The 25,355-nt window shown below is 43.1% G+C and carries 22 protein-coding genes; 3 read left to right on the forward strand and 19 right to left on the reverse strand.

The genetic code is table 11. The features are described 5' to 3' along the window. Window positions 1-113: 113 nt before the first annotated feature. From ROSEINA2194_RS14830 to ROSEINA2194_RS14855, 6 genes are all read right to left on the reverse strand, one after another. Window positions 114-1,790 carry an AAA family ATPase gene (locus tag ROSEINA2194_RS14830; RefSeq protein WP_007889204.1) on the reverse strand — a complete coding sequence of 559 codons (1,677 nt, stop codon included), beginning with the start codon at window positions 1,788-1,790 and terminating at the stop codon, window positions 114-116. Between the two features lie 193 nt (window positions 1,791-1,983). After that, entirely contained in the window at window positions 1,984-2,595 is a 612-nt protein-coding gene (locus ROSEINA2194_RS14835) for a hypothetical protein (protein WP_007889208.1), read from the reverse strand. A gap of 123 nt (window positions 2,596-2,718) precedes the next feature. Next, a complete protein-coding gene (locus ROSEINA2194_RS21535) occupies window positions 2,719-4,440 on the reverse strand; it encodes a DUF6273 domain-containing protein (RefSeq protein WP_217284423.1) in 1,722 nt (573 codons plus the stop codon). 77 nt (window positions 4,441-4,517) lie between these two features. Further along, complete coding sequence (locus ROSEINA2194_RS14845; RefSeq protein WP_007889210.1) at window positions 4,518-6,686, reverse strand: DUF8696 domain-containing protein; 2,169 nt, start codon at window positions 6,684-6,686, stop codon at window positions 4,518-4,520. 74 nt (window positions 6,687-6,760) lie between these two features. Next, entirely contained in the window at window positions 6,761-7,495 is a 735-nt protein-coding gene (locus ROSEINA2194_RS21540) for a hypothetical protein (RefSeq protein ID WP_007889212.1), read from the reverse strand. A 22-nt stretch (window positions 7,496-7,517) separates the two neighbouring features. Beyond that, the gene (locus ROSEINA2194_RS14855) at window positions 7,518-8,417 is read right to left on the reverse strand and encodes a hypothetical protein (RefSeq protein ID WP_007889220.1); all 900 of its coding nucleotides are present in this window, start codon (window positions 8,415-8,417) and stop codon (window positions 7,518-7,520) included. A 203-nt stretch (window positions 8,418-8,620) separates the two neighbouring features. Between ROSEINA2194_RS14855 and ROSEINA2194_RS14860 the strand changes: the two genes are divergently transcribed. Both ROSEINA2194_RS14860 and ROSEINA2194_RS14865 read left to right on the forward strand, forming a co-directional pair. Then, on the forward strand, window positions 8,621-9,889 hold the full coding sequence (locus ROSEINA2194_RS14860; protein WP_044928366.1) for a sensor histidine kinase: 1,269 nt from the start codon (window positions 8,621-8,623) through the stop codon (window positions 9,887-9,889). Window positions 9,890-9,904: 15 nt separating this feature from the next. After that, window positions 9,905-10,621 (forward strand): LytR/AlgR family response regulator transcription factor, encoded by a 717-nt coding sequence (locus ROSEINA2194_RS14865; RefSeq protein ID WP_007889225.1) that lies wholly within the window; start codon window positions 9,905-9,907, stop codon window positions 10,619-10,621. Between the two features lie 4 nt (window positions 10,622-10,625). Here the strand turns inward: ROSEINA2194_RS14865 and ROSEINA2194_RS14870 are convergent, their stop codons facing one another. Genes ROSEINA2194_RS14870 through ROSEINA2194_RS22550 form a run of 3 tightly spaced genes read right to left on the reverse strand, consistent with a single transcriptional unit; the run spans window position 10,626 to window position 12,553 of the window. Next, complete coding sequence (locus ROSEINA2194_RS14870) at window positions 10,626-11,129, reverse strand: DUF3887 domain-containing protein (protein ID WP_007889226.1); 504 nt, start codon at window positions 11,127-11,129, stop codon at window positions 10,626-10,628. A gap of 1 nt (window position 11,130) precedes the next feature. Beyond that, on the reverse strand, window positions 11,131-12,420 hold the full coding sequence (locus ROSEINA2194_RS14875; RefSeq protein ID WP_044928379.1) for an O-acetylhomoserine aminocarboxypropyltransferase/cysteine synthase family protein: 1,290 nt from the start codon (window positions 12,418-12,420) through the stop codon (window positions 11,131-11,133). Between the two features lies 1 nt (window position 12,421). Beyond that, complete coding sequence (locus tag ROSEINA2194_RS22550) at window positions 12,422-12,553, reverse strand: hypothetical protein (RefSeq protein ID WP_007889231.1); 132 nt, start codon at window positions 12,551-12,553, stop codon at window positions 12,422-12,424. A gap of 146 nt (window positions 12,554-12,699) precedes the next feature. Here ROSEINA2194_RS22550 and ROSEINA2194_RS14880 point away from each other — a divergent pair, with 146 nt between their 5' ends. Beyond that, window positions 12,700-14,079, forward strand: coding sequence for an aldehyde dehydrogenase (locus ROSEINA2194_RS14880; RefSeq protein ID WP_007889235.1), 1,380 nt, complete (start codon window positions 12,700-12,702; stop codon window positions 14,077-14,079). 18 nt (window positions 14,080-14,097) lie between these two features. On the opposite strand, the gene ROSEINA2194_RS19870 is transcribed toward ROSEINA2194_RS14880, so the two are convergent. From ROSEINA2194_RS19870 to ROSEINA2194_RS14925, 10 genes are all read right to left on the reverse strand, one after another. Further along, on the reverse strand, window positions 14,098-14,517 hold the full coding sequence (locus tag ROSEINA2194_RS19870) for a hypothetical protein (RefSeq protein ID WP_007889237.1): 420 nt from the start codon (window positions 14,515-14,517) through the stop codon (window positions 14,098-14,100). Then, window positions 14,486-14,716, reverse strand: a complete 231-nt coding sequence (locus ROSEINA2194_RS22240) for a hypothetical protein (RefSeq protein WP_007889240.1) — start codon at window positions 14,714-14,716, stop codon at window positions 14,486-14,488. The genes ROSEINA2194_RS19870 and ROSEINA2194_RS22240 overlap by 32 nt, the downstream gene beginning before the upstream one ends. Before the next feature lie 229 nt (window positions 14,717-14,945). After that, on the reverse strand, window positions 14,946-15,308 hold the full coding sequence (locus ROSEINA2194_RS14890; protein WP_007889241.1) for a helix-turn-helix domain-containing protein: 363 nt from the start codon (window positions 15,306-15,308) through the stop codon (window positions 14,946-14,948). Between the two features lie 182 nt (window positions 15,309-15,490). Next, the gene (locus ROSEINA2194_RS14895; protein WP_007889242.1) at window positions 15,491-16,204 is read right to left on the reverse strand and encodes a tRNA (adenine(22)-N(1))-methyltransferase; all 714 of its coding nucleotides are present in this window, start codon (window positions 16,202-16,204) and stop codon (window positions 15,491-15,493) included. A gap of 1 nt (window position 16,205) precedes the next feature. Further along, the gene (gene rpoD, locus ROSEINA2194_RS14900) at window positions 16,206-17,486 is read right to left on the reverse strand and encodes an RNA polymerase sigma factor RpoD (RefSeq protein ID WP_007889243.1); all 1,281 of its coding nucleotides are present in this window, start codon (window positions 17,484-17,486) and stop codon (window positions 16,206-16,208) included. Between the two features lie 37 nt (window positions 17,487-17,523). Next, on the reverse strand, window positions 17,524-19,326 hold the full coding sequence (gene dnaG, locus ROSEINA2194_RS14905; protein WP_007889244.1) for a DNA primase: 1,803 nt from the start codon (window positions 19,324-19,326) through the stop codon (window positions 17,524-17,526). Between the two features lie 297 nt (window positions 19,327-19,623). Further along, entirely contained in the window at window positions 19,624-20,637 is a 1,014-nt protein-coding gene (locus ROSEINA2194_RS14910; protein WP_044928382.1) for a deoxyguanosinetriphosphate triphosphohydrolase, read from the reverse strand. A gap of 137 nt (window positions 20,638-20,774) precedes the next feature. Beyond that, window positions 20,775-22,082, reverse strand: coding sequence for a DNA repair protein RadA (gene radA, locus ROSEINA2194_RS14915; protein ID WP_007889246.1), 1,308 nt, complete (start codon window positions 22,080-22,082; stop codon window positions 20,775-20,777). A 158-nt stretch (window positions 22,083-22,240) separates the two neighbouring features. After that, complete coding sequence (locus ROSEINA2194_RS14920; protein WP_007889250.1) at window positions 22,241-22,651, reverse strand: hypothetical protein; 411 nt, start codon at window positions 22,649-22,651, stop codon at window positions 22,241-22,243. A gap of 127 nt (window positions 22,652-22,778) precedes the next feature. Then, window positions 22,779-25,235: an ATP-dependent Clp protease ATP-binding subunit gene (locus ROSEINA2194_RS14925; protein ID WP_007889251.1), complete on the reverse strand. Its 2,457-nt coding sequence runs from the start codon at window positions 25,233-25,235 to the stop codon at window positions 22,779-22,781. Window positions 25,236-25,355: the final 120 nt, after the last annotated feature.

Consider the following 25,355-nt stretch of genomic DNA (forward strand, 5'->3'; position numbering starts at 1 on the left):
TTTCTTTATAAAAAAGAGTTTTTCTGCTGGTTGTCAGCCTCGGTATTCAGTTAAGATACCCATAACGACGTGGAAATCATTAAGTCCCCCACGTGGACTACAGCTGTAATGCTTTACATCGCTATCTCAACCTTTTTGCCGCAAAAAGCTATTCCATATTTTGATATCTCTTTTATGCCTCTGTCTTTCAGATCGGTATCGTAATGTTTATCTTCTATCTGCTTTAATGCCTCGCATGCCGACGATGTAAGCATTTTTTCTTCCTTCACTGCCTTAAATTCCATTATAATTGCCGGCATTGATGCTGTTTTCGGCTCCAGTGTCAAATCAAACCGTCCATCCCCTGATTCACGGTTTGATCTAATATAATATCGATCAGACGCTCCTGCTGACAATCCTAACATCATTCCATGATAAAACCCTTCTGATGCACCATCAAAACAGCTTACACATGTCAGCATATACTTTCTAAGTGTAGCTTTTAATCTGTCTCCATCATTCAGATATAATGCCTTCTCCAAATCTGCCATTACATTTCCATCCAAAGTATTTTTAAGCCAGAACAAGATTTCTGAATTGTAGACTCTTCTGATTTCTTTGTTTGGAAGCGCTAATTCCATAAATGTGCCTATTTCAGTTTCTATTGCTTCCTTTACCGGCTTCAAATATCCCGCCATGAGCAAAAAGCTAAATATGCTATCTGCGCCATCCGTTATTCTTGGGTAAATGACATCCATATTCAATGAAGTCTGCACATGTTTCCCCTGCATCAATAAGATCAGGTCATCCGCAATTTCCGGTGTCAATGTTCTCATGATCTCACGAATGATCTCATTATCACTGGTGTTCGTCCAAAAAGGCCTCGGTTTACACTCATTATTAAAATAATTTGCTACTGACCACGGATTATATATTTCACGATTTCCAAACAAATATCCGTCATACCACTCCTGCAATTCATTCAATTTATCCTCGCGTCCATAGTAAGCAGCCATAGTTGTTACTTCGTCTGATGTAAACCCAAAATACTCACTGTATTTTTCATCCAAAACAGAATTTACAACCAGATTATTCAATCCACTGAACAGATTCTCTTTTGAAACACGCAGTATGCCTGTAAGGACTCCAAATGCCAGTGCCAGATTATCCTTCAATCCGCCCGACATAAAATTTCTCATAAAAGTGATCACTTCATTATAAAACCCTTTTGAGTGTCCCTGCTGGATAGGTGTATCATATTCATCAATCAAAACCACAATCTTTTTGTTGTGATATTTTTCCAGCATCCGGCTTAAATTAAGCAACGCCCTTGTATATTCAACATTGCTCAAAGTTCCTTTCTGCATCCTGTCGAGATAATCCTTCTCAACTACATCTAATCCATCCCATGAGAGAATTTCAGCATGGCGCATATATTCATCCCGTATCACGAGTCTTATAGCTTCCAGAGAATCTTTCCAGTTATCGAATTTTACATCTTTGAACGTGATATATATAACCGGATATGCTCCCTGCTGTTTTCGATAAAACTCACCGCAATCCCATATCTTTTTATCCCGAAAATATACAGAATTGTCCTCATCCGTTTTTTCAAAAAAGACCTTCAGCATATCAACTGCCAATGTTTTTCCAAATCTTCTTGGTCTGGTAAACAATGTGACAGCTGCATGATCATCTATTAAATCCCTGATCAAAAGAGTTTTATCTACATAATAGCTGTTTTTTACCGTATCAATGTATGATGTGCTTCCAACGGCACAGGGAAGTGAAACATTCTTTTTTCCAGTCATATTGTACCTCCGATCATCCGTAATCTGATATTTTCATTATACGCAAAAAGCTGTAAAACTCAATGTGAATTTTACAGCTTCTATATAAATGAGTGCTGATTACAGAGATAAAAGTGTGCAGGATTTTTGAATTACATTATGTAAAGATATGCGAAGCAGCCGTTCTTCCATTACTCCGCATATCTGAAAAAAACTAGTTGATGTAGTTAGCTGCTGCTCCCATATAATCGATTGCTTCATCAGCTGTCAGATACTGACCTTCCATAACAAGGGAAAAATCTGAATTTGCAATTGCAACGGAACCGTCGTCTGCTTCTACAAATACTGCTGAGAAATCATCACCTGTATAAACATCTGTTGTGCTGATCTCAGTCCAGTCAATGTTATCTTCATCTGTAACATTTGTTACATTAGAATCATCATATGCTCCACAAAGGACATCTCCCTGTCCATCCTGTGGAACGATCATTAATGAAACATAGCTATATCCATCCGGATCTCTAAAGAGTGTGATCACATACTCTGTATTATCATCATCCACTGCATATAATGCTGCATCAACAAGATCTGCTGTTACATCAAGAAGGGAAAAGCCTTCTTCCTCTGTTGTGTCTGCTGCTTCTGCTGCATCTTCCACATCCACTGCATCCTCTTCTGTATCTGCTGCATCATCAGCTGCTGTGTCTGTTGTAGTTGTCTGCTGGTCATTGTCAGCTGGTGCTGCTGCATCTGATGAACCACCACATGCTGTAATATTAAGAGCCATTGCTCCAACAAGTAATGCTGTTAATAACTTTTTCTTCATTTGAATCTCCTCTTTCTATTATTCATTTTTTTGATAAAAATAGAATTTTTTGTAAATTTCCTGCCCACTTTTATCTCTGTAATCAGCTTATTTTTTCATTTTAAAAATTATTTATGCAATGCCTTATCTGACAAGGTTTCTTTTTCTTTTCGCAAAAATTCCTGCAAGTCCTGCGCATGAAACCATCAGAAGTGCTGTGCAAAGTGCCATGCTGAAATCTTCGCCTGTCTTTGGAGATTTTACACTCTGGTCAGTGTTTTCGGCTACCGTAAAGTTTGTTGCCGCCGTTCCATCTGTCCAGACAAGTTCAAAGGAATGGTTTCCTGCTGACAGACTCTTAAGGTATTCCGGTTTGAAGGTAATGATGGTAGATCCTTCTGTGACCGTATAGTTGACCGGATCAACCGTAACTCCATCCACCTTGACCTCACGGAATTTTGAAATCTCACCGCTTCCTCTGATTGCAAGGCTTCCATCTGTATTTTGTGTCCATGAACTGCCCGCTCCATCTAAAATATCATACATTACCTGAACCGGTGCCGCAGCTGCCGAAGCTGCCGGTGCTGTTGCGGTTGATGCTGCCGGTGTTGTCGTCGCCGGTGTCGGATCCGGTGTCGGGGTTGTTGCTTCCGGTGTCGGATTTGGAGCCGGGGTTGGTTCCGGATTTGGCTCTGGATTCGGTGTTGGCTCCGGATTCTGGGCTGTATCTCCTGTCTCCTTAACTGCATAAATCATTCCATCTGAAGCTATCGTCTCAAGCCAGATTTTGCATTTGGATAAGTCAGCAATGCCAAAATATGTTCCATCAAATTCAATGTTTTTGTCAATTTTTTCAATAAAACAACCTTCCACCTCATCAGTCTTATATTGAATTATAATATACACATCATCCTGTGTAGTTCCTCTGTTAACATTAACTTTTTGGGTTTTAGCATCGTATGTTACAGTACCTATGTTCCTGTCTTTACCGTCCAAGCGAAGAACCATCCCCTCATACTGGGTTGTGCCACTACTATTATAGTTTACTGCCGATGCAAAAAGGACATTTGACAAGTCCAGATTAGCGGCTGGTCTTACTTCCTGATTTTTATCAGTGACATTAATTCCTGCAAAACCAGTATAACTTCGACTCTCTTCTGCTACATTTACATGACAATATGAAGTACGGAAAGGTGTACGCAACCACATACTCTTTACATTTGAACAATATTTTTTTATTGATATTTTAATTTGGTCTGCACTTCCTGCCAATACATATTTATTGTCACTGTAATTACTATTTAATGCATATAATTTATCAGAATTTGTATATGTCGTATCATTTTTGGAATCCCATGTTTTAATTTCCGTTTCCTGCATAAGTGCTTTCTCTGCATCTGAGAAATAACCTGTGTCGATTGTCATCTTCTGCAATTCATTTCTCAAGTTGCTTGCCCCATAATGATTTGAATAGACAATTTCATTCTGATAATTCTTTTCTTTATCAGGATTCTCACTAAAATTTATTCCTGTTGCTATCGGGCTTGCTGCAAAAATAATAGTATTATCTCCCTGTACGCCATTGTCTTTTCCTAAGATATACCAGCCCTGTGCTGTACCAGACGCATTTTTACCAAATAAAAGTTTTCCTACATTTGCATTCGTTCCATTTTCATCCGGCGTAAACGCTGTCATTAACTGCTCTTTTGTCGCATATACTGCCACACCCGGCTCACTTACATCCGCAGCCTTCGCATGCACTGTTCCGCCCGGTATTGCCGGAACAAGTCCTGCCACCATTCCGAACACCAGTAAACCGGAAAGTATTTTTGCAATGCCTTTGCCCATTCTCTTTCTTCTTATCACGTGTACTCTCCTCCTGCTGTAGTTACAAAATCCAAGATTCCATGTGGCATTCCATCCACAGGTCTAATATCAAATGCTTATCTTAAGCTGCTCTTTTTTCTTCTTACAAACATTCCTGCAAGTCCTGCGCATGAAACCATCAGAAGTGCTGTACAAAGTGCCATGCTGAAATCTTCGCCTGTCTTTGGAGATTTTGCACTCTGGTCAGTGTTTTCGGCTACCGTAAAGTTTGTTGACGCTGTTCCATCTGTCCAGACAAGTTCAAAAGAATAATTTCCTGCTGACAGGCTCTTAAGGTATTCCGGTTTGAAGGTAATGATGGTAGATCCTTCTGTGACCGTATAGTTGACCGGATCAACCGTTACTCCGTCCACCTTGACCTCGCGGAATTTTGAAATCTCACCGCTTCCTCTGATTGCAAGGCTTCCATCTGTATTCTGTGTCCATGAGCTGCCCGCTCCATCTAAAATATCATACGTTACCTGAGCCGGTGCCGCAGCTGCCGGTGTTGTTGTAGTTAATGCAGCCGGTGTTGATGTCGCCGGTGCCGGATCCGGTGTTGGTGTTGTTGCTTCCGGTGTCGGATTTGGATTCGGTTCTGGGGTGCTATTCTCTGTCACAGTCAGTGTAACTGGATCTGATGTATCTGAACCGCTTTGATTGCTTACCACACACTGATATTGATATCCATTAAATTCTGCACTAGCTACATTAAACTTGTAACTTTCACTAGTTGCTCCATCAATATTAACAAATCCTGCATTATCATTTTTATTAACCTGCCACTGATACTTTAAATCTGTACCTGTTGCATTTACTGTAAACGTTGCCGTTTCCCCGGCTTTCACGGATGCAGGCTGTGGTTGGGTTATGATCTTCGGTTTTTCAACAACCGGTGGCACAACATCCTTTGCTTTGAAGGAAACTACTATTGTGTGATTATTTGTTACATTGGTAAAAGTATAGGTATTGGAAGGATTTTCTACTTCTGTGCCGTCCACTTTTAAAGAAGCTATCACGTATCCTTTATTTGGTGTAATTGTGAATTCCTTATCCTTATCCTTGTTAACACTTACTGAACCGCTTGGTGAAATTGTTCCGTTTCCTCCTGATACTGTAGCTTGAATTGTATAAGTTGCTGCTGCCTTTTTTTTCAATACAACTTTGCTATTTTCATCAATAGCTGTTTCGTAATCACTATTATCAGAAGAAAAACAGTTTACACTTACGGAATCACTTGTAATCGGAACCGCAGAAGTATCTGTTGGTGCAATCGCTGTAGTCACGCCTATCCTAGCTTCGCTTGTCAGTCCACTTGCGGACACTGTTTTGTCTTTCTCAAGATACAGATTATTATCTATTTCTCCAACTTTATTTTTAGTAATATTTACCGTACCTTTCATATTAAAAGATTTTGTCGATGCAAAATATACGCCTCCACCATGCGTATTTGCTTTATTATCGGTTATTTTACCTCCGAACATATTAAAACTGCCACCATTATGGCAAAAAACTCCACCACCACAATCTTCGGAATTGTTGCCAGAAATAACTCCACCATACATGTTGAATTCGCTACCATTATTATACACACCTCCGCCACCACAATTGTAGCAATAATCTGCAGTGGATCCTATATTACCAGTAATTGTGCCACCGTACATGTTGAATTTACCCCAAGTACTATTAACACCTCCGCCGTACATATAAGTATTCCCAGAGATTGTTCCCTCATACATTTGAAAGGTTCCACAATAATTAAATATACCTCTGCCTGTTTTACTCACGCCATGAGTAATTTTTCCGGCAGTTTTCTGACAATCTGTAAGAGTAAACGTTTTGCCATAATCTATGACAATAACATCTTCACTGGCATTACAAGTAATGCTGTGTCCATTCAGGCATAATGTTACGTCATTTTGGCAATTCCATGCACTATAGATTGTCACATCTTTCTCCAGATAGTAATAGCCACTTCCTTGTATCTTACTAAGATCAGAAAGTCCTTTCCATTCAATTTCACTATGCGTGGTATGATCACCAGCTTCCAGATCATTTGTGCCGCATACGCAATGCTTATGCTCAGGATTCTCCGCAGCTGTCACGTTCTGCTCACTTTCCCCTTCAGCCTTCGCATGCACTGTTCCACCCGGTACTGCCGGTACAAGTCCTGCCACCATTCCGAATACCAGTAAACCAGAAAGTATTTTTGCAATTCCTTTGCCCATTCTCTTTTTTCTTATCATGTGTACTCTCCTGCTGTAATTACAAAATCCAAGATTTCATGTGGCATTCCATCCACAGGTCTAATATCAAATGCTTATCTTAAGCTGCTCTTTTTTCTTCTTATAAACATTCCTGCAAGTCCCACACATGAAACCATCAGAAGTGCTGTACAAAGAGCCATGCTGAAATCTTCGCCTGTCTTTGGAGATTTTGCACTTTGGTCAGCGTTTTCGGCTACCGTAAAGTTTGTTGCCGCTGTTCCGTCTGTCCAGACAAGTTCAAAGGAATGATTTCCTGCTGACAGACTCTTGAGGTATTCCGGTTTGAAGGTAATGATGGTAGATCCTTCTGTGACCGTATAGTTGACCGGATCAACCGTAACTCCGTCCACCTTGACCTCACGGAATTTTGAAATCTCACCACTTCCTCTGATTGCAAGGCTTCCATCTGTATTCTGTGTCCATGAGCTGCCCGCTCCATCTAAAATATCATATGTTACCTGTGCCGGTGCTGTTGTGGTTGATGCAGCCGGTGTTGATGTCGTCGGTGCTGAATCCGGTGTCGTGGTTGTTGCTTCCGGTGTAGGATTTGGAGCCGGTGTTGGGGTTGGGGTTGTTGTTTCCGGTGTAGGATTTGGAGTCGGTGTTGGTGTTGGTGTTGGATTAGATACCGAAGTATCACCATCAGGAACAGTTATCGCAGCAATACTACTTGCATTATGATTTGTATCTTCTTTTAATCTTACATCATATTCTCCTGCTATCAATCCTATAATCTCTGTTCCGGTACAGGAAATCCATGAATCATCCCCGGATTTACAATATTCCATCGCTTCACTTACGCCTACAATCTTACCATCTGCTGCTCCAAGTGAAGACGGTTTTATCGCAAATAAAGGCAGAAGGTTTATCCTGATTAGCTTTTTTAATTTCCCACGTTGGTGTTTTGGCACCTCTAGTTCCATCTCTCCATGTTTTATCTCCTGCTGGTATAACAGATATCTCATAAGTCCCTGCATCAATTGCTGTAGTAATACCACCAACAATTGTATAGTCTTCATTTGCTTCACAAGTATGTGCAGTTCCATCATACAGATAGGATTCTGTCTTTAAAAAACCATACGCCCTTACGGTCTGACCATATCTCGGCACATATACTTCCATTATTTCAGAAGGAAGCTGTGTCCAGTTGGTCTTATAACGCACTTCATAGGTTTGCCCTGCTTCAACCTCTTCGCTATAGTGATTCGTATCATCCCCCTTACTAGTTGTCCATGTTTCGGTTCCTTTCAAACGATACTCCATATTATTTTCAATAGCTACAATATATCCTTTTCCACCTTCTGATCTTGGTTCATTGCCAGACACTGTATGGATAATCGGTTGTGGTTTCTTCTTAATTGCCCATTCGCTTAAGTCAATATCACATTTTGGCCAACCAGAAATTTTAAATTTTGGTGGATAATGTGGATCCATATTAAGACTAATTCCATACGTTCCCCAATTCTGATTGATTTTTGCTGTAATTTCTCTATTTTCATGATAATCTTCATCTATTGTCAGAATAACATCTTCCATCTTTTCACCCTTTGCGACAGTCAACTTACCTGACTGAACATGCATTGTACTTGGAATTGTAATTGTTACTGTTTCCTGATCTGCCGCCAATGATGTAACAGGAATAAATCCGACAACCATCATGCAACTAAGTAAAAACACAATCAGTTTTTTTCTCAATATTTTTGTTTTCATAAGTGTTCCTCCTGCATTTGTTTATTTTTTCACAATATGTCGCATTACCATTTTTTTTCATTTTATCACAGCGTTCATCCAAAACCCGGATTTCGGCGTGAGTTGTAATTATATGGCGTGAATTGTAAGATGCAGGCTTGCTTTGGTTTTCCGAATTTTTTATAATGGATGTATCATAACTGTGAAACAAGGAGGACTGCCACATGCTGCTTCAGATTTTAACTTATACACACCACTTAACGACAATGCTGTTTGGCATTTTTCTGTCCGCCTTTTTTCTCGGGGTAAAACAGAATAAGAAAAATGTCTGCATTCTTCTTGGCGGTGGAGCAGTATCCGGACTTTTCTTTCTGATCTGCAATACGCTATTCGGTTCGTTGTTCACGGAAGCCGTCTACCCGATTTTCGTGCATCTGCCGCTTTTTCTGTTGCTGGTGTTTTATTACCGTTTCCGCTGGCTGCCTTCCATAATCTCTATTATGACCGCCTATCTGTGTTGCCAGTTCAGCAACTGGGCAGGTATTTTTGCCTTATCCCTGAGCGGATTGGACTGGGTTTATTATCTGGTAAGGATTATCGTGACTGTTACCGTTTTCGCTTTCTTAAGCCGGTATCTGTGCCAGACTACCGCACTGCTTTTTGCAAAATCTGACCGGGAGCTGTATATCCTCGGGGCAATGCCATTTGTCTATTATGTGTTTGATTACTCTACCACAAAGTTCTCCATGCTTCTCTACTCCGGAAATAAGGTAGTCGTGGAATTTCTCGCATTTGCCATGTGTATTTCCTATGTCATTTTCCTGTTCGTCTATTTTCAGGAATATGAGTTGAAAAACAGCGCTGAACAATATGGTCAGCTTACCAATATGCAGTTGAACTCCCTGCACTCGGAGATCGAGCAGGTCCGCAGCAGCGAACACCGCATGAAGATCCTGCGGCACGACATGCGCCATCATCTTGCCGCCATCCAGACTTTTATCTCCCAGCAGGAACCGGAGCGCGCGCTTGATTATATTCAGGAGATCAATAAGCAATATGACGACACTGTCATCCACTCTTTCTGCAGAAATGAGCTGCTGAATTCGGTTCTTTCCATTTACCAGACACGGTTTGCGGAAAATCAGATCGTTTTTGACGTACAGATCCAGACTTCGCAGACACTCTGCTGCTCTGAGATGACTTTCTGTGCGATTCTTTCCAATCTTCTGGAAAATGCCATGCATGCGGTCACGAAGCTCCCTGAGGAAAAACGTATCGTGCATCTGAGCATTTTTGAAAAGGGAAACCACCTTCTGATCCTGCAGAAGAATCCGGCTTCAGAGACACCTGTTTTTTCAAACGGCATCCCGGTTACAACGGCAAAGAATCACGGTATCGGTGTCCAAAGCGTCATTTATTATGTAGAGAAGGAACACGGACAGTACCAGTTTTACATGGAAGGTGAGGACTTTGTAGTCCGCATTATTCTTTAAGCGAGGAAATTTATTATGGTAAAGATTGCGATTTGTGATGATGAAACTGAATTTTTAGATATACTTTCGGAAAGTCTTTCTTCCTGGTGCCGGGCGCATCAGCTGACACTGCAGCTCTACCGGTTCACAAACGGTGACGAACTGATCTCCGCACACAGGGCTTATGGTATGGATCTGATCCTGCTTGATATGATCATGCCCCTTTTGAGCGGCATGGATACCGCACGCGAACTGCGCCAGCATGACCCGCACGTTCCGATCATTTTTCTGACTTCCTCACCGGAATTTGCGCTGGAATCTTATGAAGTCCGCACTTTCTGGTATCTGTTGAAACCTCTTGACGAAGTGCGTTTCCATGCGGTCCTTGACAGCTGGTACGAAGTCCACAAGGCTTCCATGGCTCATTTCGCGGCAAGAACAGATTCCGGCTACCAGTCGATTTATTTTCAGGATGTCGAATATCTGGAAGCGCAGAATAAGAATGTGTTAGTCACATTGAAAGACGGCTCGGTGATCTCCATAAAAGAACCCTTTCACCAGTGTGAAACAATTTTCACAGTGGAAAAAGGGTTTTATAAATGCCACCGCAGCTATATTGCAGCGTTAAGCTGCGTGGAAAAGTTCGGTAAAACCTCTCTCTTCACAAAATCCGGCGCACAGATTCCGATTTCAAGAGACAATTACGCTAATTTTAAGGATGTTTATTTTTCCTATATGTTTCCGCAGGAATGATCCGCTATTGGATCCCAAAGGACGCCAGTTTCATGTCCTCGTTGAACGCCAGTGTGTAATGCACCTCGATGTTTTCATATTCTGCGGTCACGTAAACGGCTGCGATATGCGCACCTCTCTGTATGATCTCCGCATCCTGCATTGTTTCAATGGAAACAAAATCTCCCCAGTCTTCCGAGATCCGCGCCTTGCCCTCGTCCATGCGCTCTTTGTTCATGATCTCCTGCATGTCCGGGACAACAAGGCTTTGCAGGCTGTCAAAATCCTCTGCATTTAAAAGCCCTATGATTTTTTCCGCCTGTGCCTTCACTTCCTCTTCGCTGAACACTTCACTCTCTGCCAGCGCTTTGTTCTGCGGCTGCATCCAGTAAGTTGCAACGGATGCTGCCACAAGGATCACTGCGACAATGATGATGTTGCGGATGCGCTTTTTCTTCTGCTCCGGTGTCAGCACTTTTTTTGTTTTTATCTTACTCATTTTTCTCTCTGCACTTTCTTTTTTCTGCATATTAGTCCCTGATCGCATCCAACGCATTCGAAATATCTGCGATCAGATCTTCCTTATCCTCTAAACCGAGACTTATCCGGATCAGCTCTGCCGGAACACCTGCCTCTTTCAGCTGTTCATCTGTCATCTGTCTGTGCGTGGAGGTCGCCGGATTCAGACAGCAGGTTCTTGCATCTGCCACATGTGTCTCGATCGCTCCAAGCTTTAAGTTCTGCATAAAAGCAGACGCAGCCTCCCTGCCGCCCTTTAATCCGAATGAAACGACACCGCATCCGCCATGTGGCAGGTATTTTCTGGCACGTTCATAGTATTTGCTGGAAGGCAGACCCGGATAGTTCACATAGGCTACCTTTGGATGTTTTTCCAGAAATTCTGCAACTGCCTGTCCGTTTTCCACATGCTTAGGCATACGCACGTGCAGCGACTCCAGTCCAAGGTTTAACAGGAATGCGTTCTGTGGCGACTGGATGCATCCGAGATCACGCATAAGCTGTGTTGTACATTTTGTGATGAATGCGCCCTCATTGCCAAATTTTTCTGCATAGGTCACGCCATGGTAACTCTCATCCGGTGTACAAAGTCCCGGATATTTGTCTGCGTGTGCCATCCAGTCGAATTTTCCGCTGTCAACGATCGCACCGCCCACTGCCGCACCATGTCCATCCATGTATTTGGTGGTGGAGTGTGTCACAATATCCGCGCCCCACTCAAATGGTCTGCAGTTGACCGGAGTTGGAAATGTGTTGTCTATGATAAGAGGTACGCCGTGCGCATGTGCTGTTTTTGCAAAGAGCTCAATATCTAATACGGTCAATGCCGGATTGGCGATTGTCTCGCCAAACATCAGCTTTGTGTTCGGACGGAACGCAGCGTTTAACTCCTCCTCCGATGCGTCAGGAGACACGAAGGTTGCCGTGATCCCCATTTTGGCAAGCGTAACTGCAATGAGGTTGAAGGTTCCGCCGTAGATCGAGGATGATGCCACGATATGGTCTCCACTCTCACATATGTTGAATATGGCAAAAAAGTTCGCTGCCTGTCCGCTTGAGGTCAGCATTGCGGCTGTGCCGCCTTCCATTGCTGCGATCTTGGCTGCGACATGATCATTCGTCGGATTCTGCAGCCGTGTATAGAAATATCCGGATGCCTCAAGATCAAACAGTTTTCCCATGTCCTCACTGGTGCTGTATTTGAAAGTGGTAGACTGGATGATCGGAATCTGCCGCGGCTGTCCATTCTCCGGGGTATATCCTGCCTGTACACATTTTGTGCCTATTTTATAATCGTTCATTTCATTTTCCATGCCTTTCCGCAATCTGCCCTTCGTATCCGGCAGTCACATTATTATCAAACTGACCTGCGCCATGACCTCTGCTGCAGATCATCAGTATTATTACTGTAGCATTATAAGCGCCGTTTTTCAAGAATTGTTTTTCCTGTCTGCCCGGAAGTAAAACACTTGCAGAAGTATGTTATTTTCGATAGTATATAAGTATCAGATGTACGGATACAGGTTGAGTCAGAACAGGTAGTTGTCTGATCGATCCTGAAGATAAAAGGAGGCATCCTCATGACCGAACAGGAGATCAAGGATATTTTACAACAACAGAACCACTTTTTTTCCAGTGGCAAAACGATTCAGGCGGAATTCCGTCTGAAACAGTTAGAAAGTTTGAAAGAGGCTATGATCCGCCATGAAGCCGACCTCGCTGCGGCATTGAAGGCGGATCTTGGAAAGAGCCGGATGGAGAGCTATATGTGTGAGACCGGGCTGACGCTGTCAGAGCTTACCTGGATGCAGAAGCATCTCCGCAGCCTTATGCGCAGCAAACGTGTTTCCACCCCGGCCGCCCAGTTTGCAGCAAAGAGCTTCCGCTCCCCTTCCCCTTACGGAACCGTGCTGATCATGAGTCCATGGAATTACCCGGTGTTACTGACACTCGATCCGCTGATTGATGCCATAGCAGCCGGGAATACTGCGGTCGTAAAACCAAGCGCCTACGCCCCTTGCACGTTCGATGTCATGAAAACCATGATCGAAGAATGTTTTCCGGCACATTATGTTGCAGTGGTCGATGGCGGCCGCGCAGAAAATCAGGCATTGTTACAGCAGCGTTTTGACATGATCTTTTTCACCGGCGGAAAGACTGTCGGACGGGAGGTACTCCGCCATGCGGCTGAATATTTAACTCCTGTCACATTAGAGCTTGGCGGAAAGAGCCCATGTATCGTTGACTCCACCGCTAAGATCCGGCTTGCCGCAAAGCGTATTGTCTTCGGCAAGTATTTAAACTGCGGACAGACCTGTGTTGCGCCGGATTATATTCTCTGTGACAAGCGCATCCGCGATGAGCTTATCACTGCGATTTTAGCTGAGATTGAAAAGCAGTTTGGGAAAGAACCTCTGAAAAATCCGAATTATGGAAAGATCATCAACGAAAAGCATTTTGAACGCATTCTCGGGCTGATCAATGGGGAAAAGCTTGTATACGGAGGACAGTCAGAGCCTGAATCGCTCCGCATTGCGCCTACCGTTCTGAATAATATTACGTGGGACGACGCTGTGATGGGCGAAGAGATCTTCGGTCCTCTGCTTCCGATCCTCACCTTCGACACATTAAACGAGGCGCTTGATACCGTGGAATCCCACCCTCATCCGCTTGCGCTTTATTTTTTCAGTGAGGACAAGGCTGCACAGAAGAAGGTCTTAGATACCTGCCGTTTTGGCGGCGGCTGTATCAATGACACGATCATTCATCTTGCAACGAGCGATATGCCATTCGGCGGTGTCGGTGAGAGCGGCATGGGCAGCTACCACGGCAGGGTTGGTTTTGAAACCTTCAGCCATTACCGCAGTATTGTCGATAAGAAAACGTGGATGGATCTGCCGATCCGGTATCAGAAATATACCAGATTGAAAGAAAAGATGATGCGGATGTTTTTGAAATAAGGGGATTATACTCCCCTTTTATTTCCCTGTCTGCTGTGCTTTAGTTATTATATCTTTAATGTCCTCGACTCCTTCTATTCTGTTTATGCCAAAACATTTCTTACCGGCATCCTTTAGAGAAGCTCCAATATGATATCCTTCTTTACCATCTATAATCAGAAACCTATCATGAAAAGATGCTGTTTTTTTTACGGTAAGTGTTGGATACTGTGCATTAAAATTTGCTATATCCTGAGCCGATAACTTTGTATTAGGCAACGTGTATGTATAAACATTCACCCCTATATTCTTCTTAGCCAAAATGTTCAAAGTAATAATATCAATATATCCGTCAATAAGAATTATCTCCTTTTGGGCATGAGTAATAATATTTGTGAGTAAACTGAAAGCATCAAATATCTGTCCGTCAAAAAAAAATCTTCTGACATTCCTCTTCATGATTGGATATATATTCAAATATTTTTGTAAAATTTTCCTCCGCATCTTTTTGTAATTCCAGTTGTTTCAGTTCAACAGCATTAATCCTTTCAAACAAAAGAGCATTGCTTGAAATAAAATGCCGCATTTCGCGAAATGCACGCATTATAAAAATACTTTGTTTTTCTGCAATTTCACCACTTAACACTGTCGCCAACATATAAATTCCCTGTTCGGTAAAAACATGGGGTAAATATCTGCTTTTGGGATTTATATTTGCGGTCGGAAATTTCGACCGCGAATCGTATATATTAATTTTGATAGTTCAATATCCTGCTTCAGTAATGTTGGTTTCTCAACTATATTGGTAATTTCGTTCATCAAATTTCCTCTCTGGTTATTTTGAAGTTCCAAAACCTCAAATCCGAATCACAATATACAAATTCATTTTATATTTCTTCAAGACTTTGTATCTTCTTTAAAGCCTCCATATAAGCCATCAGACGCTTCTGCTGTTCTTCCTTAAGTCCATGATAATCTTGAACCAATTGAATATCATAAGGCGTAAAACAACTCTCACGACTTGTAACATTAATGTTTTCTTCATCCTCGATACCTTTTCCAGTAAGAAGTTGTTCTGGTGTTATCTGCAATACATTACAAATATCCATGATCTTATCCGCAGTAGGATTTGTCTTTCTTTTTTTCCATTCGCTGATGGTACTGGTCGCAATCCCAACCTGTTTTGCAAATTCAGCCTGTGTCATATTTCTGTCTTTCAATACTTTTAATATTCTCTCGCTGATCGTCATTTTATTTTCCTCTCGTTTTTATTCATATATATAAATTTCATATCTATGGATATATCTTATCACATTATATTCTTGTACTCAATATGAAAACAATTTTATATTTTCTCTTTTAGATAGAAAAAAGAACCGATTTCTCGATTCTTCTTTTCCAAACTCTATATTCACATTATACACTCCAATTTTTATACATAAAACTGTAATGCAAGTTCATTATAATGCAGTATGTCTTCCACTTCTGCAAGCCGTGTCCGGATTTTTTCTGACGCCGGCTGTTTTTCAAGATTCTCCTTGATGCCTGTGTATATGAGCTTTTCTTTTTCAAGGAAAGTTTTCAACACGGGATGGCGGTTTTGCAGGAGTAATCCACCATAAAGGTCTGAAAGTTTCAACACTTCCGAAGCTTTCTGTGCATTTTCACCCTGATACTGCACTTTCATCATCGGATAGAATTTTCCATCTTCCAACACCATGTCCTCTGCGAGAATGGCATATCCTTCTTCCCGTAAAAATTCACGGACATTCTCTATCTCGGACTGTGGCTGCAGGATGAGTTCTTTCGCAGACTGGCAGACTTTTTCCCCGTTTTTTAAGATATGCATGACCAGTCCGCCTCCCATGCCGGCGATGAGGACAGCTTCCACCTCGCCGGGTTTCAAAGCTGCCACACCGTCTGAGAGACGTGTCTGTATGTATGCCTGCAATCCATATAAAGCAATATGTTCTTTTGCCCGCTCTAACGGTCCTTCATTGATATCCATGGCAATTGCAGCTGGAATTTTCTTCTGCTGTAACAGATAGATTGGAATATATCCGTGATCTGTTCCAACATCTGCCAGTGTATATCCCTGTGTGACAAGAGCTGCGGCTGTCATTAAACGATTTGAAATCTTTACCATTTTACTCTAAGTAATCCTTTAATTTGCGGCTTCTGCTTGGATGACGAAGTTTGCGGAGCGCTTTTGCTTCGATCTGACGGATACGCTCACGTGTTACATTGAACTCTTTTCCAACTTCTTCCAGTGTTCTTGCACGGCCGTCCTCCAGACCAAAACGGAGTGTCAAAACTTTCTGCTCTCTCTCGGTCAGTGTTCCAAGTACTTCCTCCAACTGCTCTTTCAAAAGGGTAAATGCGGCTGCATCGGCCGGAACAGGCACATTATCATCCTGAATGAAGTCACCTAAGTGGCTGTCCTCCTCCTCACCGATCGGAGTTTCCAGAGAAACCGGCTCCTGGGAAATCTTTAAGATCTCACGCACACGCTCTACCGGCATATTCATCTCTGCTGCAATCTCTTCCGGACTTGGCTCACGTCCTAACTCCTGAAGTAACTGTCTGGAAACACGGATCAGTTTATTGATCGTCTCAACCATATGAACCGGAATACGGATCGTTCTCGCCTGGTCTGCGATAGCTCTTGTGATAGCCTGACGAATCCACCATGTTGCATAGGTAGAAAATTTATATCCCTTGCGGTAGTCAAATTTTTCCACAGCTTTGATCAGACCAAGGTTACCTTCCTGGATCAGATCAAGGAAAAGCATTCCACGTCCCACATATCTTTTTGCAATGGAAACAACCAGACGTAAGTTTGCTTCTGCAAGACGTTTCTTTGCCTCATCCCCTGCATCAAGATCTTTCTGCAAATTCTTAATTTCTTCTTTGATCTCTGCAAGTTCTTCTTCCGTTGCTTTCTCTTCTCTGCTCTTTAAGATTGCGATTTTTTCCTTTGCCACAGCACCGGCTTCCATGTTCTTTGCCAGCTCGATTTCTTCCTCTGCACTTAAAAGAGGTACTTTACCGATCTCCTTCAAATACATACGGACCGGATCTTCAATGGATACGCCATCCGGCACGGAAAGGTCGATTTTTTCCACTTCAATCTCGTCTTCATCATCTACATCGAGTAAAATTTCATCATCAGAATCATCATCTGTGATCCGAAGTACATCGATATTGTTTGCTTCCAGAAAATCAAGAATTTTATCAAACTGCTCTGCCTCTAACTGCATGTCCGCAAAGAAGTCGCTGATCTCCTGGTATTCCAACATGTTCTTTTTCTTTTTGGCCAAGGCTAACAGATCTTTTAACTTCTGCTGAAACTTTTCTTTTGCAGCTTCATCCATCACTGCTGCTTCTTTTTTGGTTTCCTTTACCTCGTTTTCTGTCTTTTTTGCCATTTTGTTTCATCCTCTCAAGTTTTCTACTATTTTGTCCCTAATCAATGGAAATATGCAATTTCTCCAATTCTTCCAGGTCACGTTTATCTGTTACAAGCTGCATCAGACCAGCCATATCTGTCGGTGCCAAATGCCCGGACCGATACTTGATACTGTTTTGTTTGATGCGGATAATGGTCTCTTTCAATGCCTTCTCCCGGTCTTCTTTTGACTCGATCTCATGGATTCTTGCATTGAAAAGCGCCGCAATCTCTTTCTGTGCCTCCTCATCTGGAAACATGCTGACGATCTTCGCTGGGTTTGCTTCTCCGCTCTCCTCAAACTGCTGAAATAATACTTCAGCTACCTTATGATATATCTCCTCCGTAAAATCCTTCGGCGCGATATATTTTTTTATCTTATGATATAATCCGGTATTCTCTATGAGCCATGTCAAAAGAAGTTTCTGGGATTGCTTCATCCCATCTTCTTTTTTGATTCCTCTGGCGGAGGCGTTTTTCTCATTGATACCGGTTTTTAACTGGGTTGGTTGTTTTCGGATGCCTTCCATCTGCATTCCGTATTTACCGACAAGCCGCTGTAAATCCTGCGTTGGCAGCATATATTTTTCCGCGACTGCCTGAACGTAAATATCACGCTCGATTTTTTCCGTGAAGGAGCATAATTTCTTTGCCACTTCATGATAAAAGGCTGACTTGCTCTCCGGATCTTTCATGTCATACTGCTGTTCTAAAATGCGTATCTCAAACATAAAGCTGTTCTCCGCATGATCGATACGATCCTGATACGCCTCTGCGCCCAGAGCCTTGATAAATTCATCGGGATCCTTGTGCGGGCGCATGTTGATCACTTTTGTCGTAATCCCTACTTCCTTTAAGATTGGAATTGCCCGGAGCGCTGCTTTCACCCCTGCGCCGTCACTGTCATAGGTTAAATACACTTCCTTGGTGTACCTTTTCAGCAGGTTCGCATGCCCTGCCGTCAGCGCAGTTCCAAGCGATGCCACCGCATTGTCAAATCCTGCCTGATGCAGTGCGATCACATCCATATATCCCTCACACAGTAAAAACTGTGGTTTCTTTGTTGTCCTTGCAAAATTAAGTCCATACAGATTCCGGCTCTTATCAAAAATCGGGGTTTCCGGTGAGTTTAAATACTTCGGCTCTCCATCGCCCATCACCCTGCCACCGAAACCGATGACTTTGTTGTGGACATCCATAATCGGAAACATGGCACGGTTCCAGAATTTGTCATAGCCGCCGCGTCTCTCATCGATTGTCACAAGCCCCGACTCTTTTAAGATCTCATCCTCATACCCTTTGGAACGGAGATACCGGTATAAGTCATCACTGTACTGATCCGAATATCCCAGACCAAACTTTTTCATGGTCTCCTCAGACAATTCTCTTTTCTGGAAATAAGCGAGTGCATGTTTTCCACGGTCATTCCGCAATAATGTATAAAAATATCTGGCTGCCTCTTTGTTGATCTCCAACAGCCGCTGTTTTTTATCTGCCTCTCTCTTCTGTGCGGCAGAATATTCCTGCTTTGGCAGGGCAACACCCGCCCGGTCCGCCAAGGCTTCCATTGCCTCCCCGAAGGTAAAGTTTTCATACTGCATCATAAACGTGAAAACATTCCCTCCGGCTCCACAGCCGAAGCAGTAGTACATTTGTTTATTCGGAGAAACAGAAAACGATCCTGTTTTCTCATTATGAAAAGGACACAGTCCAAAATAGGTGCTTCCCTTTTTCGTCAGATGCACATACTGTCCGATTACATCCACGATATCATTTCTGGAACGCACTTCTTCAATTATATCATCCGAAAAATATGGCATACTGCGTGTCCTCCTTTCGTTTTAATATCTATTAGCCAATTGCGAAACTCCTCATAGTCTTCTTTAAATTGTTCAAAATTAACAAAAACATTCAAGACACGCTTTCGCTATGTGTCGCTCGCAACGGTACTAAGAAGCCAGACACAACTTACCGTTGTATCTGCCTTCTAAGTGCCGGCGGCTCCCCAATGTCTTTCATGTCTTTTGTCAATTTCTCACAATTCAATTTAGGTCGTTATGAGTTTCGCAATTGTCTATAATACCCATCAACCTTCCCACGCCGCAGGCTATATTGGCTTAGTATCCATCCACCTGCCAGGCCTGCGGCAGGAAGTATTCGCTGAATTTGGTGATGGCGTACTGGTCGGTCATACCCGCAATGTAATCGCAGATCACGCGCTCCGTCTTTTCCCCTTCATCAAGCATGGCGAGGTATTTTTCCGGCAGAAACTCAATGTGGTCTTTGTAGAATCCAAAGAGCTGCCGGATCATTGCCTTAGCCTTCACTTCCTCACCCTTGGCAATTGGATTTGTGTATACATGATCGAACATAAAATGGCGCAGCTCAAACATGGCTTCCTGAATATCTGCTGACATCCGGATGTCATCCTGATCCATGCTGTTCATGATCACGTTATGTATGAGTGTATTTAAGCGCTGTTTTGTGGTAAAACCTAATGTTTTCCGGATCTCTAACGGAATATCATCCTCCGTCAGAATCTCTGCACGGATCGCATCATCCACGTCATGGTAAACATAGGCGATTTTATCTGATAAGCGGACAACTTTTCCCTCTAAAGTATGGGGCATTGACTTAGACTGATGATTTAAAATGCCATCCCGCACTTCCCATGTCAGGTTTAAGCCCATGCCGTTTTTCTCAAGTTTTTCCACGATACGGACACTCTGCTCGTTGTGCCGGAATCCGTCTTCACAGATTTCGTTTAACACATACTCTCCGGCATGGCCAAACGGCGTATGCCCCATATCGTGTCCCAGTGCAATTGCTTCCACCAGATCTTCATTCAGACGCAGTGCTTTTGCAATTGTTCTCGCATTCTGCGATACCTCTAAGGTATGGGAAAGTCTTGTCCTATAGTGATCTCCCTTCGGTGTCAGAAAAACCTGTGTCTTATTCTTCAACCGCCGGAATGCCTTACAATGCAGGATTCTGTCCCTGTCTCGCTGAAAAACAGGCCGGACATCGCACTGTTCTTCCTCGCGTTCCCTGCCTTTCGTGTTCACACTGAGCGTTGCATAAGGACTTAATGTTTCCCGCTCCATTTTTTCAAGTTCTTCCCGTATTGTCATATGTATCACCTCTCTGATATCTGACAGTCTCTCCCGAAGCACCATATAAAAAATCGTTTCAATAAAATCTCCATATTTTTATTATTCGGCAGGATTTTTCAATTTCCTTTATTTTTTATAAAATTCATACAATTTTTTTATTTCAGATAATTCATGGCATCTAAAAGATTGCTCACACCGACCAGCCTGATACCTTTTACTTCTGTCATGGATTTTCTGCAGACCTCCGGTAGAATACAGACCTCAAAGCCAAGTTTTTTTGCCTCCTGCACCCGCTGTTCTGCCATATTTACCGCGCGGACCTCACCGCTTAATCCGACCTCGCCAAAACAGATGGTTTTCTCATCGATCGGTTTGTCCTTGTAACTTGAGATCAATGCAAGAACAATGCCAAGGTCGATTGCCGGCTCATTCATTTTGATTCCTCCTGCGATATTCACATAGGCATCACAGTCACCCAGCTTTAAGCCCAGTCTTTTTTCCAGAACCGCCATCAGAAGATTGACGCGGTTAAAATCCGTTCCTGCCGCTGTCCTTCGCGGAATCCCAAAATTACTGTGACATACAAGTGCCTGCACCTCCAAAAGGATTGGTCTAGTCCCTTCCATGGAACATGCCACAACAGAGCCGGACGCTCCCTCCGGTTTACCGCTCAACATGTATTCAGACGGATTTTCCACTTCCACAAGTCCGTCCTGCCGCATCTCAAATACACCGATCTCATTTGTGGAGCCAAAACGGTTTTTTACACCTCTTAAAATACGGTAAGCCGCATGCCTGTCTCCCTCAAAATAAAGCACGGTGTCTACCATGTGTTCTAACACCCTCGGTCCTGCCACCACTCCCTCTTTCGTCACATGTCCCACAATGAAAATGGAGATTCCCATTCCCTTTGCGATCTGCATCAAAACACCTGTGGACTCGCGCACCTGTGATACACTGCCCGGTGCCGAGGAAACCTCTTCGTTAAACATCGTCTGGATGGAATCGATTACAACGATCTGCGGTTTTTCCCGGTCAATGACTGCCTTTATGGTGTCAAGATTTGTCTCACACAGCAGTTTCAGACTGTCCCCGAAATTTCCGATACGCTCTGCACGGATCTTGATCTGCTGCAAAGATTCCTCCCCGGAAATATAGAGCACTTTTATGTTATGCTCCGACAGATTCCTGCACACCTGAAGCAGCAATGTAGATTTTCCGATTCCGGGATCGCCTCCCACTAACACCATGGAACCCTGCACAATACCTCCGCCAAGTACACGGTCTAATTCTTTCATATCGGTCGACACACGTTTGTCATAGGTCATCTCGATCTGGGACAGTGGCAGTACCTTTGCCTCTGACGCTGTTGCTTTCTGCTTTGCCAGTGTGCCCGCACTCTTTTTGTCCACCACTTCTTCTACAAATGTATTCCATTCCTTACATCCCGGACACTGCCCCATCCATTTGGACGATTCGTATCCGCAGGACTGGCAGAAAAAATACTTGTTTTTCCTTTTGCCATAAAACCTTCCCTATCAAAAAAATAACCGGAAACTCTGCAAATAGTTCCGATTGACATTAAAAGGAGTTGCCGTTTCTGACAACCCCTTATCATTTCTTAGCATTTCTGAATCTGAACTTCTACCGGTTTCTCTCCAAGTTCCACACTGACGGTCAACTTGCCACCGAGATTTGTTTTCATCTTACCTGCGCTTGCTCCGTCCACTGTAATTTCATACTCAGTCTCTTCTTCTAACTCCAGTGTGATCTGAGCATCTTCCGGTCCTTCCACGGAAAAAGAAATTCCTGTGTCCGTTGCATTCAAATGATATGCCGCTGTTCCCGGTACGGATTCATAAACAAACATACCATTACGCTCCAGCTTGGTGATGTCTTTGTAAGTTTTTACCTTATAAAGATCTCCCTGATGCCCGAAGTTATCAAGCTTTGCCTTTGCATCCAGAGTGTAATCTCCAAAACTGATCGTTCCATCTGCTTCTGAACGAATTAATTCACTAATAGCGCTCATCTTTTCCTCCTGTGGTACAGTCCTTCTCTGCCTGCTGCACCGTAAAAATTTTGTAAAATCATTATAGCTCAACTACATTTCGATTGCCAGCATTTTCATCATTTTTAAGGATTTTTTTATTTTTGTGTTACTGTTCCTTTACTTCAAAAACAACTGCATTCTTTTTCGTAGTGACGATCACTTCATCACCCTTTTTCACCTTGCCGTCTAAGATTTCTTCTGCAAGCTGATCCTCGATCTCATTCTGGATTTTGCGGCGGAGTGGTCTTGCTCCATATTTCGGTTCGTATGCTTTTTCCACAATATAATTTTTCACGCTGTCACGCACATGAAGTGTGATATCCATCTGGCTCTTACAGCGGTCTGTCAGATCTTTCAACATTAATGTGACGATCTGTTTCATATCATTTTTGTTCAGTGAACGGAATACGATGGTCTCATCGATACGGTTTAAAAACTCCGGCTTGAAAATCCTGCGCACTTCCTCCATCACACTGTTTTTCATGCGCTCGTAATTCTGCTTTTCATCATCCGAAGATGCAAAACCCAGTTTTTTCGGCTCCACTATGGACTGTGCTCCGGCATTTGATGTCATGATAATGATCGTATTTTTAAAGTCCACCCTGCGTCCCTGGGAATCCGTGATGTGTCCATCATCTAACACCTGAAGTAAAATATTGAATACATCCGGATGCGCTTTTTCGATCTCGTCAAACAAAATCACGGAATATGGATTCCTGCGCACTTTCTCGCTGAGCTGACCGCCATCCTCATGTCCGACATATCCCGGAGGGGAACCGATCATTTTGGAAACACTGTGTTTCTCCATGTACTCCGACATATCAACACGTATCATCGCCTGTTCATTGCCGAAAACAGCCTCCGCCAGTGCCTTGGAAATCTCCGTTTTACCTACGCCTGTAGGTCCTAAGAACAGGAACGAACCGATTGGTCTTCTCGGATCTTTTAAACCGACACGTCCACGTCTCACCGCTTTTGCCACAGCCGTCACAGCTTCTTCCTGACCAACGACACGTTTGTGCAGCGTTGCCTCTAATTTTTTCAGACGGGCTGCCTCGCCTTCTGCCAGTTTCTTCACCGGAATTTTTGTCCAGCCGGAAACAACATCTGCCACATCATCCTCTGTGACAGACAGATTCTTTCTGCGGATCTCACGCTGCGCTTTTTTTGTCTGCTTCTCAAGCTCTGCTTCCAATGCTTCTTTTTCTTCCTTGCACTGTTTTGCAAGCGCAATATCGGAATTGCTCAGAGCATCCTCTAACTGTAATTCTTTTTCTGTGATCTGATTTCTCAATTCCGCAAGTTTCTCTGTATGGTTAGGCACGCCAAACCGCACTCTTGCTGCTGCTTCATCCATCAGATCAATTGCCTTATCCGGCAAAAAACGGTCATTGATATAGCGCGCTGACAGGCGGACTGCCGCCTCGACTGCCTCATCCGTGATCTTTACATGATGATGTGCTTCGTATTTACCGCGAAGCCCTTTCAAAATTGTAACTGTCTGTTCCTCGCCCGGTTCCTCCACCGTCACAGGCTGGAATCTTCGCTCTAGTGCAGCATCTTTTTCTACATATTTGCGGTATTCTGTGATTGTCGTTGCTCCCATGATCTGAATCTCACCACGGGCAAGTGCAGGTTTTAAAATATTAGAGGCATCGATCGCGCCCTCTGCGCCACCGGCACCGATGATTGTGTGAAGCTCATCGATAAACAGCAAAACATTTCCTGCTTTTGTCACTTCCTGAATCACTTTTTTGATACGCTCTTCAAATTCACCGCGGTATTTTGAACCAGCCACAATACCGGATAGGTCTAAAGATACCACTCTTTTTCCCTGAACAGAGTCCGGTACAAGGCCGGATACGATACGCTCTGCGATTCCTTCCACGATAGCCGTTTTACCAACTCCCGGTTCTCCGATCAGACATGGATTGTTCTTCGTTCTTCTGCTTAGAATCTGAATCACTCTCTGGATTTCTTCCTCACGTCCAACCACCGGATCCAGTGTTCCTTCCGTTGCAAGCTGTGTCAGATCTCTGGAATACTGATCCAGCGTCGGGGTTCCCTCATTATTTTTCTTTTTTCCCGGACGGCCATTCTGAAATTCTTCGCGGTAAAGATTTGCATCTTCCCCCATCGCAATGAGAGTGTCCACAAAGACTTTCTGCATATTGACGGACAGCGTTGTCAGTAATCTGGATGCAACACAGTCTGTCTCTTTGATCATGGCAATCAGAATATGTTCTGTTCCAATGGCATCTGCATGGAATCTGACTGCCTCCTTCTCTGCATTCTCAAGAACTTTTGCTGCTCTCGGTGAATAACCATCTGATTCTGCTACTGCTGTTCCCTCTGCCGGAGCGATCAATTCTTTAATCAGATCTACAATTTTATCTAACTCTACACCATTCTCATTCAGAATTTTTGCCGCTACTCCTGAATTTTCCTTCAATAGCCCAATCAGTAAGTGCTCGGTTCCGATATAATTATGATGTAATGATTTTGACATTTTGCCGGCGATATCAATCGCTTTTTTGGCTTTTACAGTGTATGGTAATTGCATGTTGTCTCCTCACATTATTTATTAGGTGATTGCAAACTCTCCTTAATCTATCTCAAATTGTTCAAAATCAACAAAATTTTCGAAAACACGCTTCCGCTACGTGTCACTCGCAGCGGTACT

It is taken from the genome of Roseburia inulinivorans DSM 16841, assembly GCF_000174195.1.
GTDB classification, from domain to species: domain Bacteria; phylum Bacillota; class Clostridia; order Lachnospirales; family Lachnospiraceae; genus Roseburia; species Roseburia inulinivorans.

What these genes read in the sequence shown, in the direction of transcription:
- ROSEINA2194_RS14870 (WP_007889226.1), bottom strand. Translation starts at nt 11,129, where the DNA reads ATGCAGAAAAAAGAAAGTGCAGAGAGAAAAATGAGTAAGATAAAAACA.
- ROSEINA2194_RS22240 (WP_007889240.1), bottom strand. Translation starts at nt 14,716, where the DNA reads ATGTTGGCGACAGTGTTAAGTGGTGAAATTGCAGAAAAACAAAGTATT.
- ROSEINA2194_RS14895 (WP_007889242.1), bottom strand. Translation starts at nt 16,204, where the DNA reads ATGGTAAAGATTTCAAATCGTTTAATGACAGCCGCAGCTCTTGTCACA.
- ROSEINA2194_RS14860 (WP_044928366.1), top strand. Translation starts at nt 8,621, where the DNA reads ATGCTGCTTCAGATTTTAACTTATACACACCACTTAACGACAATGCTG.
- ROSEINA2194_RS14910 (WP_044928382.1), bottom strand. Translation starts at nt 20,637, where the DNA reads ATGACAATACGGGAAGAACTTGAAAAAATGGAGCGGGAAACATTAAGT.
- ROSEINA2194_RS14865 (WP_007889225.1), top strand. Translation starts at nt 9,905, where the DNA reads ATGGTAAAGATTGCGATTTGTGATGATGAAACTGAATTTTTAGATATA.
- ROSEINA2194_RS14835 (WP_007889208.1), bottom strand. Translation starts at nt 2,595, where the DNA reads ATGAAGAAAAAGTTATTAACAGCATTACTTGTTGGAGCAATGGCTCTT.
- ROSEINA2194_RS14845 (WP_007889210.1), bottom strand. Translation starts at nt 6,686, where the DNA reads ATGATAAGAAAAAAGAGAATGGGCAAAGGAATTGCAAAAATACTTTCT.
- ROSEINA2194_RS14880 (WP_007889235.1), top strand. Translation starts at nt 12,700, where the DNA reads ATGACCGAACAGGAGATCAAGGATATTTTACAACAACAGAACCACTTT.
- ROSEINA2194_RS14875 (WP_044928379.1), bottom strand. Translation starts at nt 12,420, where the DNA reads ATGAACGATTATAAAATAGGCACAAAATGTGTACAGGCAGGATATACC.
- ROSEINA2194_RS14830 (WP_007889204.1), bottom strand. Translation starts at nt 1,790, where the DNA reads ATGACTGGAAAAAAGAATGTTTCACTTCCCTGTGCCGTTGGAAGCACA.
- rpoD (WP_007889243.1), bottom strand. Translation starts at nt 17,486, where the DNA reads ATGGCAAAAAAGACAGAAAACGAGGTAAAGGAAACCAAAAAAGAAGCA.
- ROSEINA2194_RS14925 (WP_007889251.1), bottom strand. Translation starts at nt 25,235, where the DNA reads ATGCAATTACCATACACTGTAAAAGCCAAAAAAGCGATTGATATCGCC.
- radA (WP_007889246.1), bottom strand. Translation starts at nt 22,082, where the DNA reads ATGGGGCAGTGTCCGGGATGTAAGGAATGGAATACATTTGTAGAAGAA.
- ROSEINA2194_RS14920 (WP_007889250.1), bottom strand. Translation starts at nt 22,651, where the DNA reads ATGAGCGCTATTAGTGAATTAATTCGTTCAGAAGCAGATGGAACGATC.
- ROSEINA2194_RS21540 (WP_007889212.1), bottom strand. Translation starts at nt 7,495, where the DNA reads ATGGAATATTGTAAATCCGGGGATGATTCATGGATTTCCTGTACCGGA.
- ROSEINA2194_RS19870 (WP_007889237.1), bottom strand. Translation starts at nt 14,517, where the DNA reads ATGAAGAGGAATGTCAGAAGATTTTTTTTTGACGGACAGATATTTGAT.
- ROSEINA2194_RS14855 (WP_007889220.1), bottom strand. Translation starts at nt 8,417, where the DNA reads ATGAAAACAAAAATATTGAGAAAAAAACTGATTGTGTTTTTACTTAGT.
- dnaG (WP_007889244.1), bottom strand. Translation starts at nt 19,326, where the DNA reads ATGCCATATTTTTCGGATGATATAATTGAAGAAGTGCGTTCCAGAAAT.
- ROSEINA2194_RS14890 (WP_007889241.1), bottom strand. Translation starts at nt 15,308, where the DNA reads ATGACGATCAGCGAGAGAATATTAAAAGTATTGAAAGACAGAAATATG.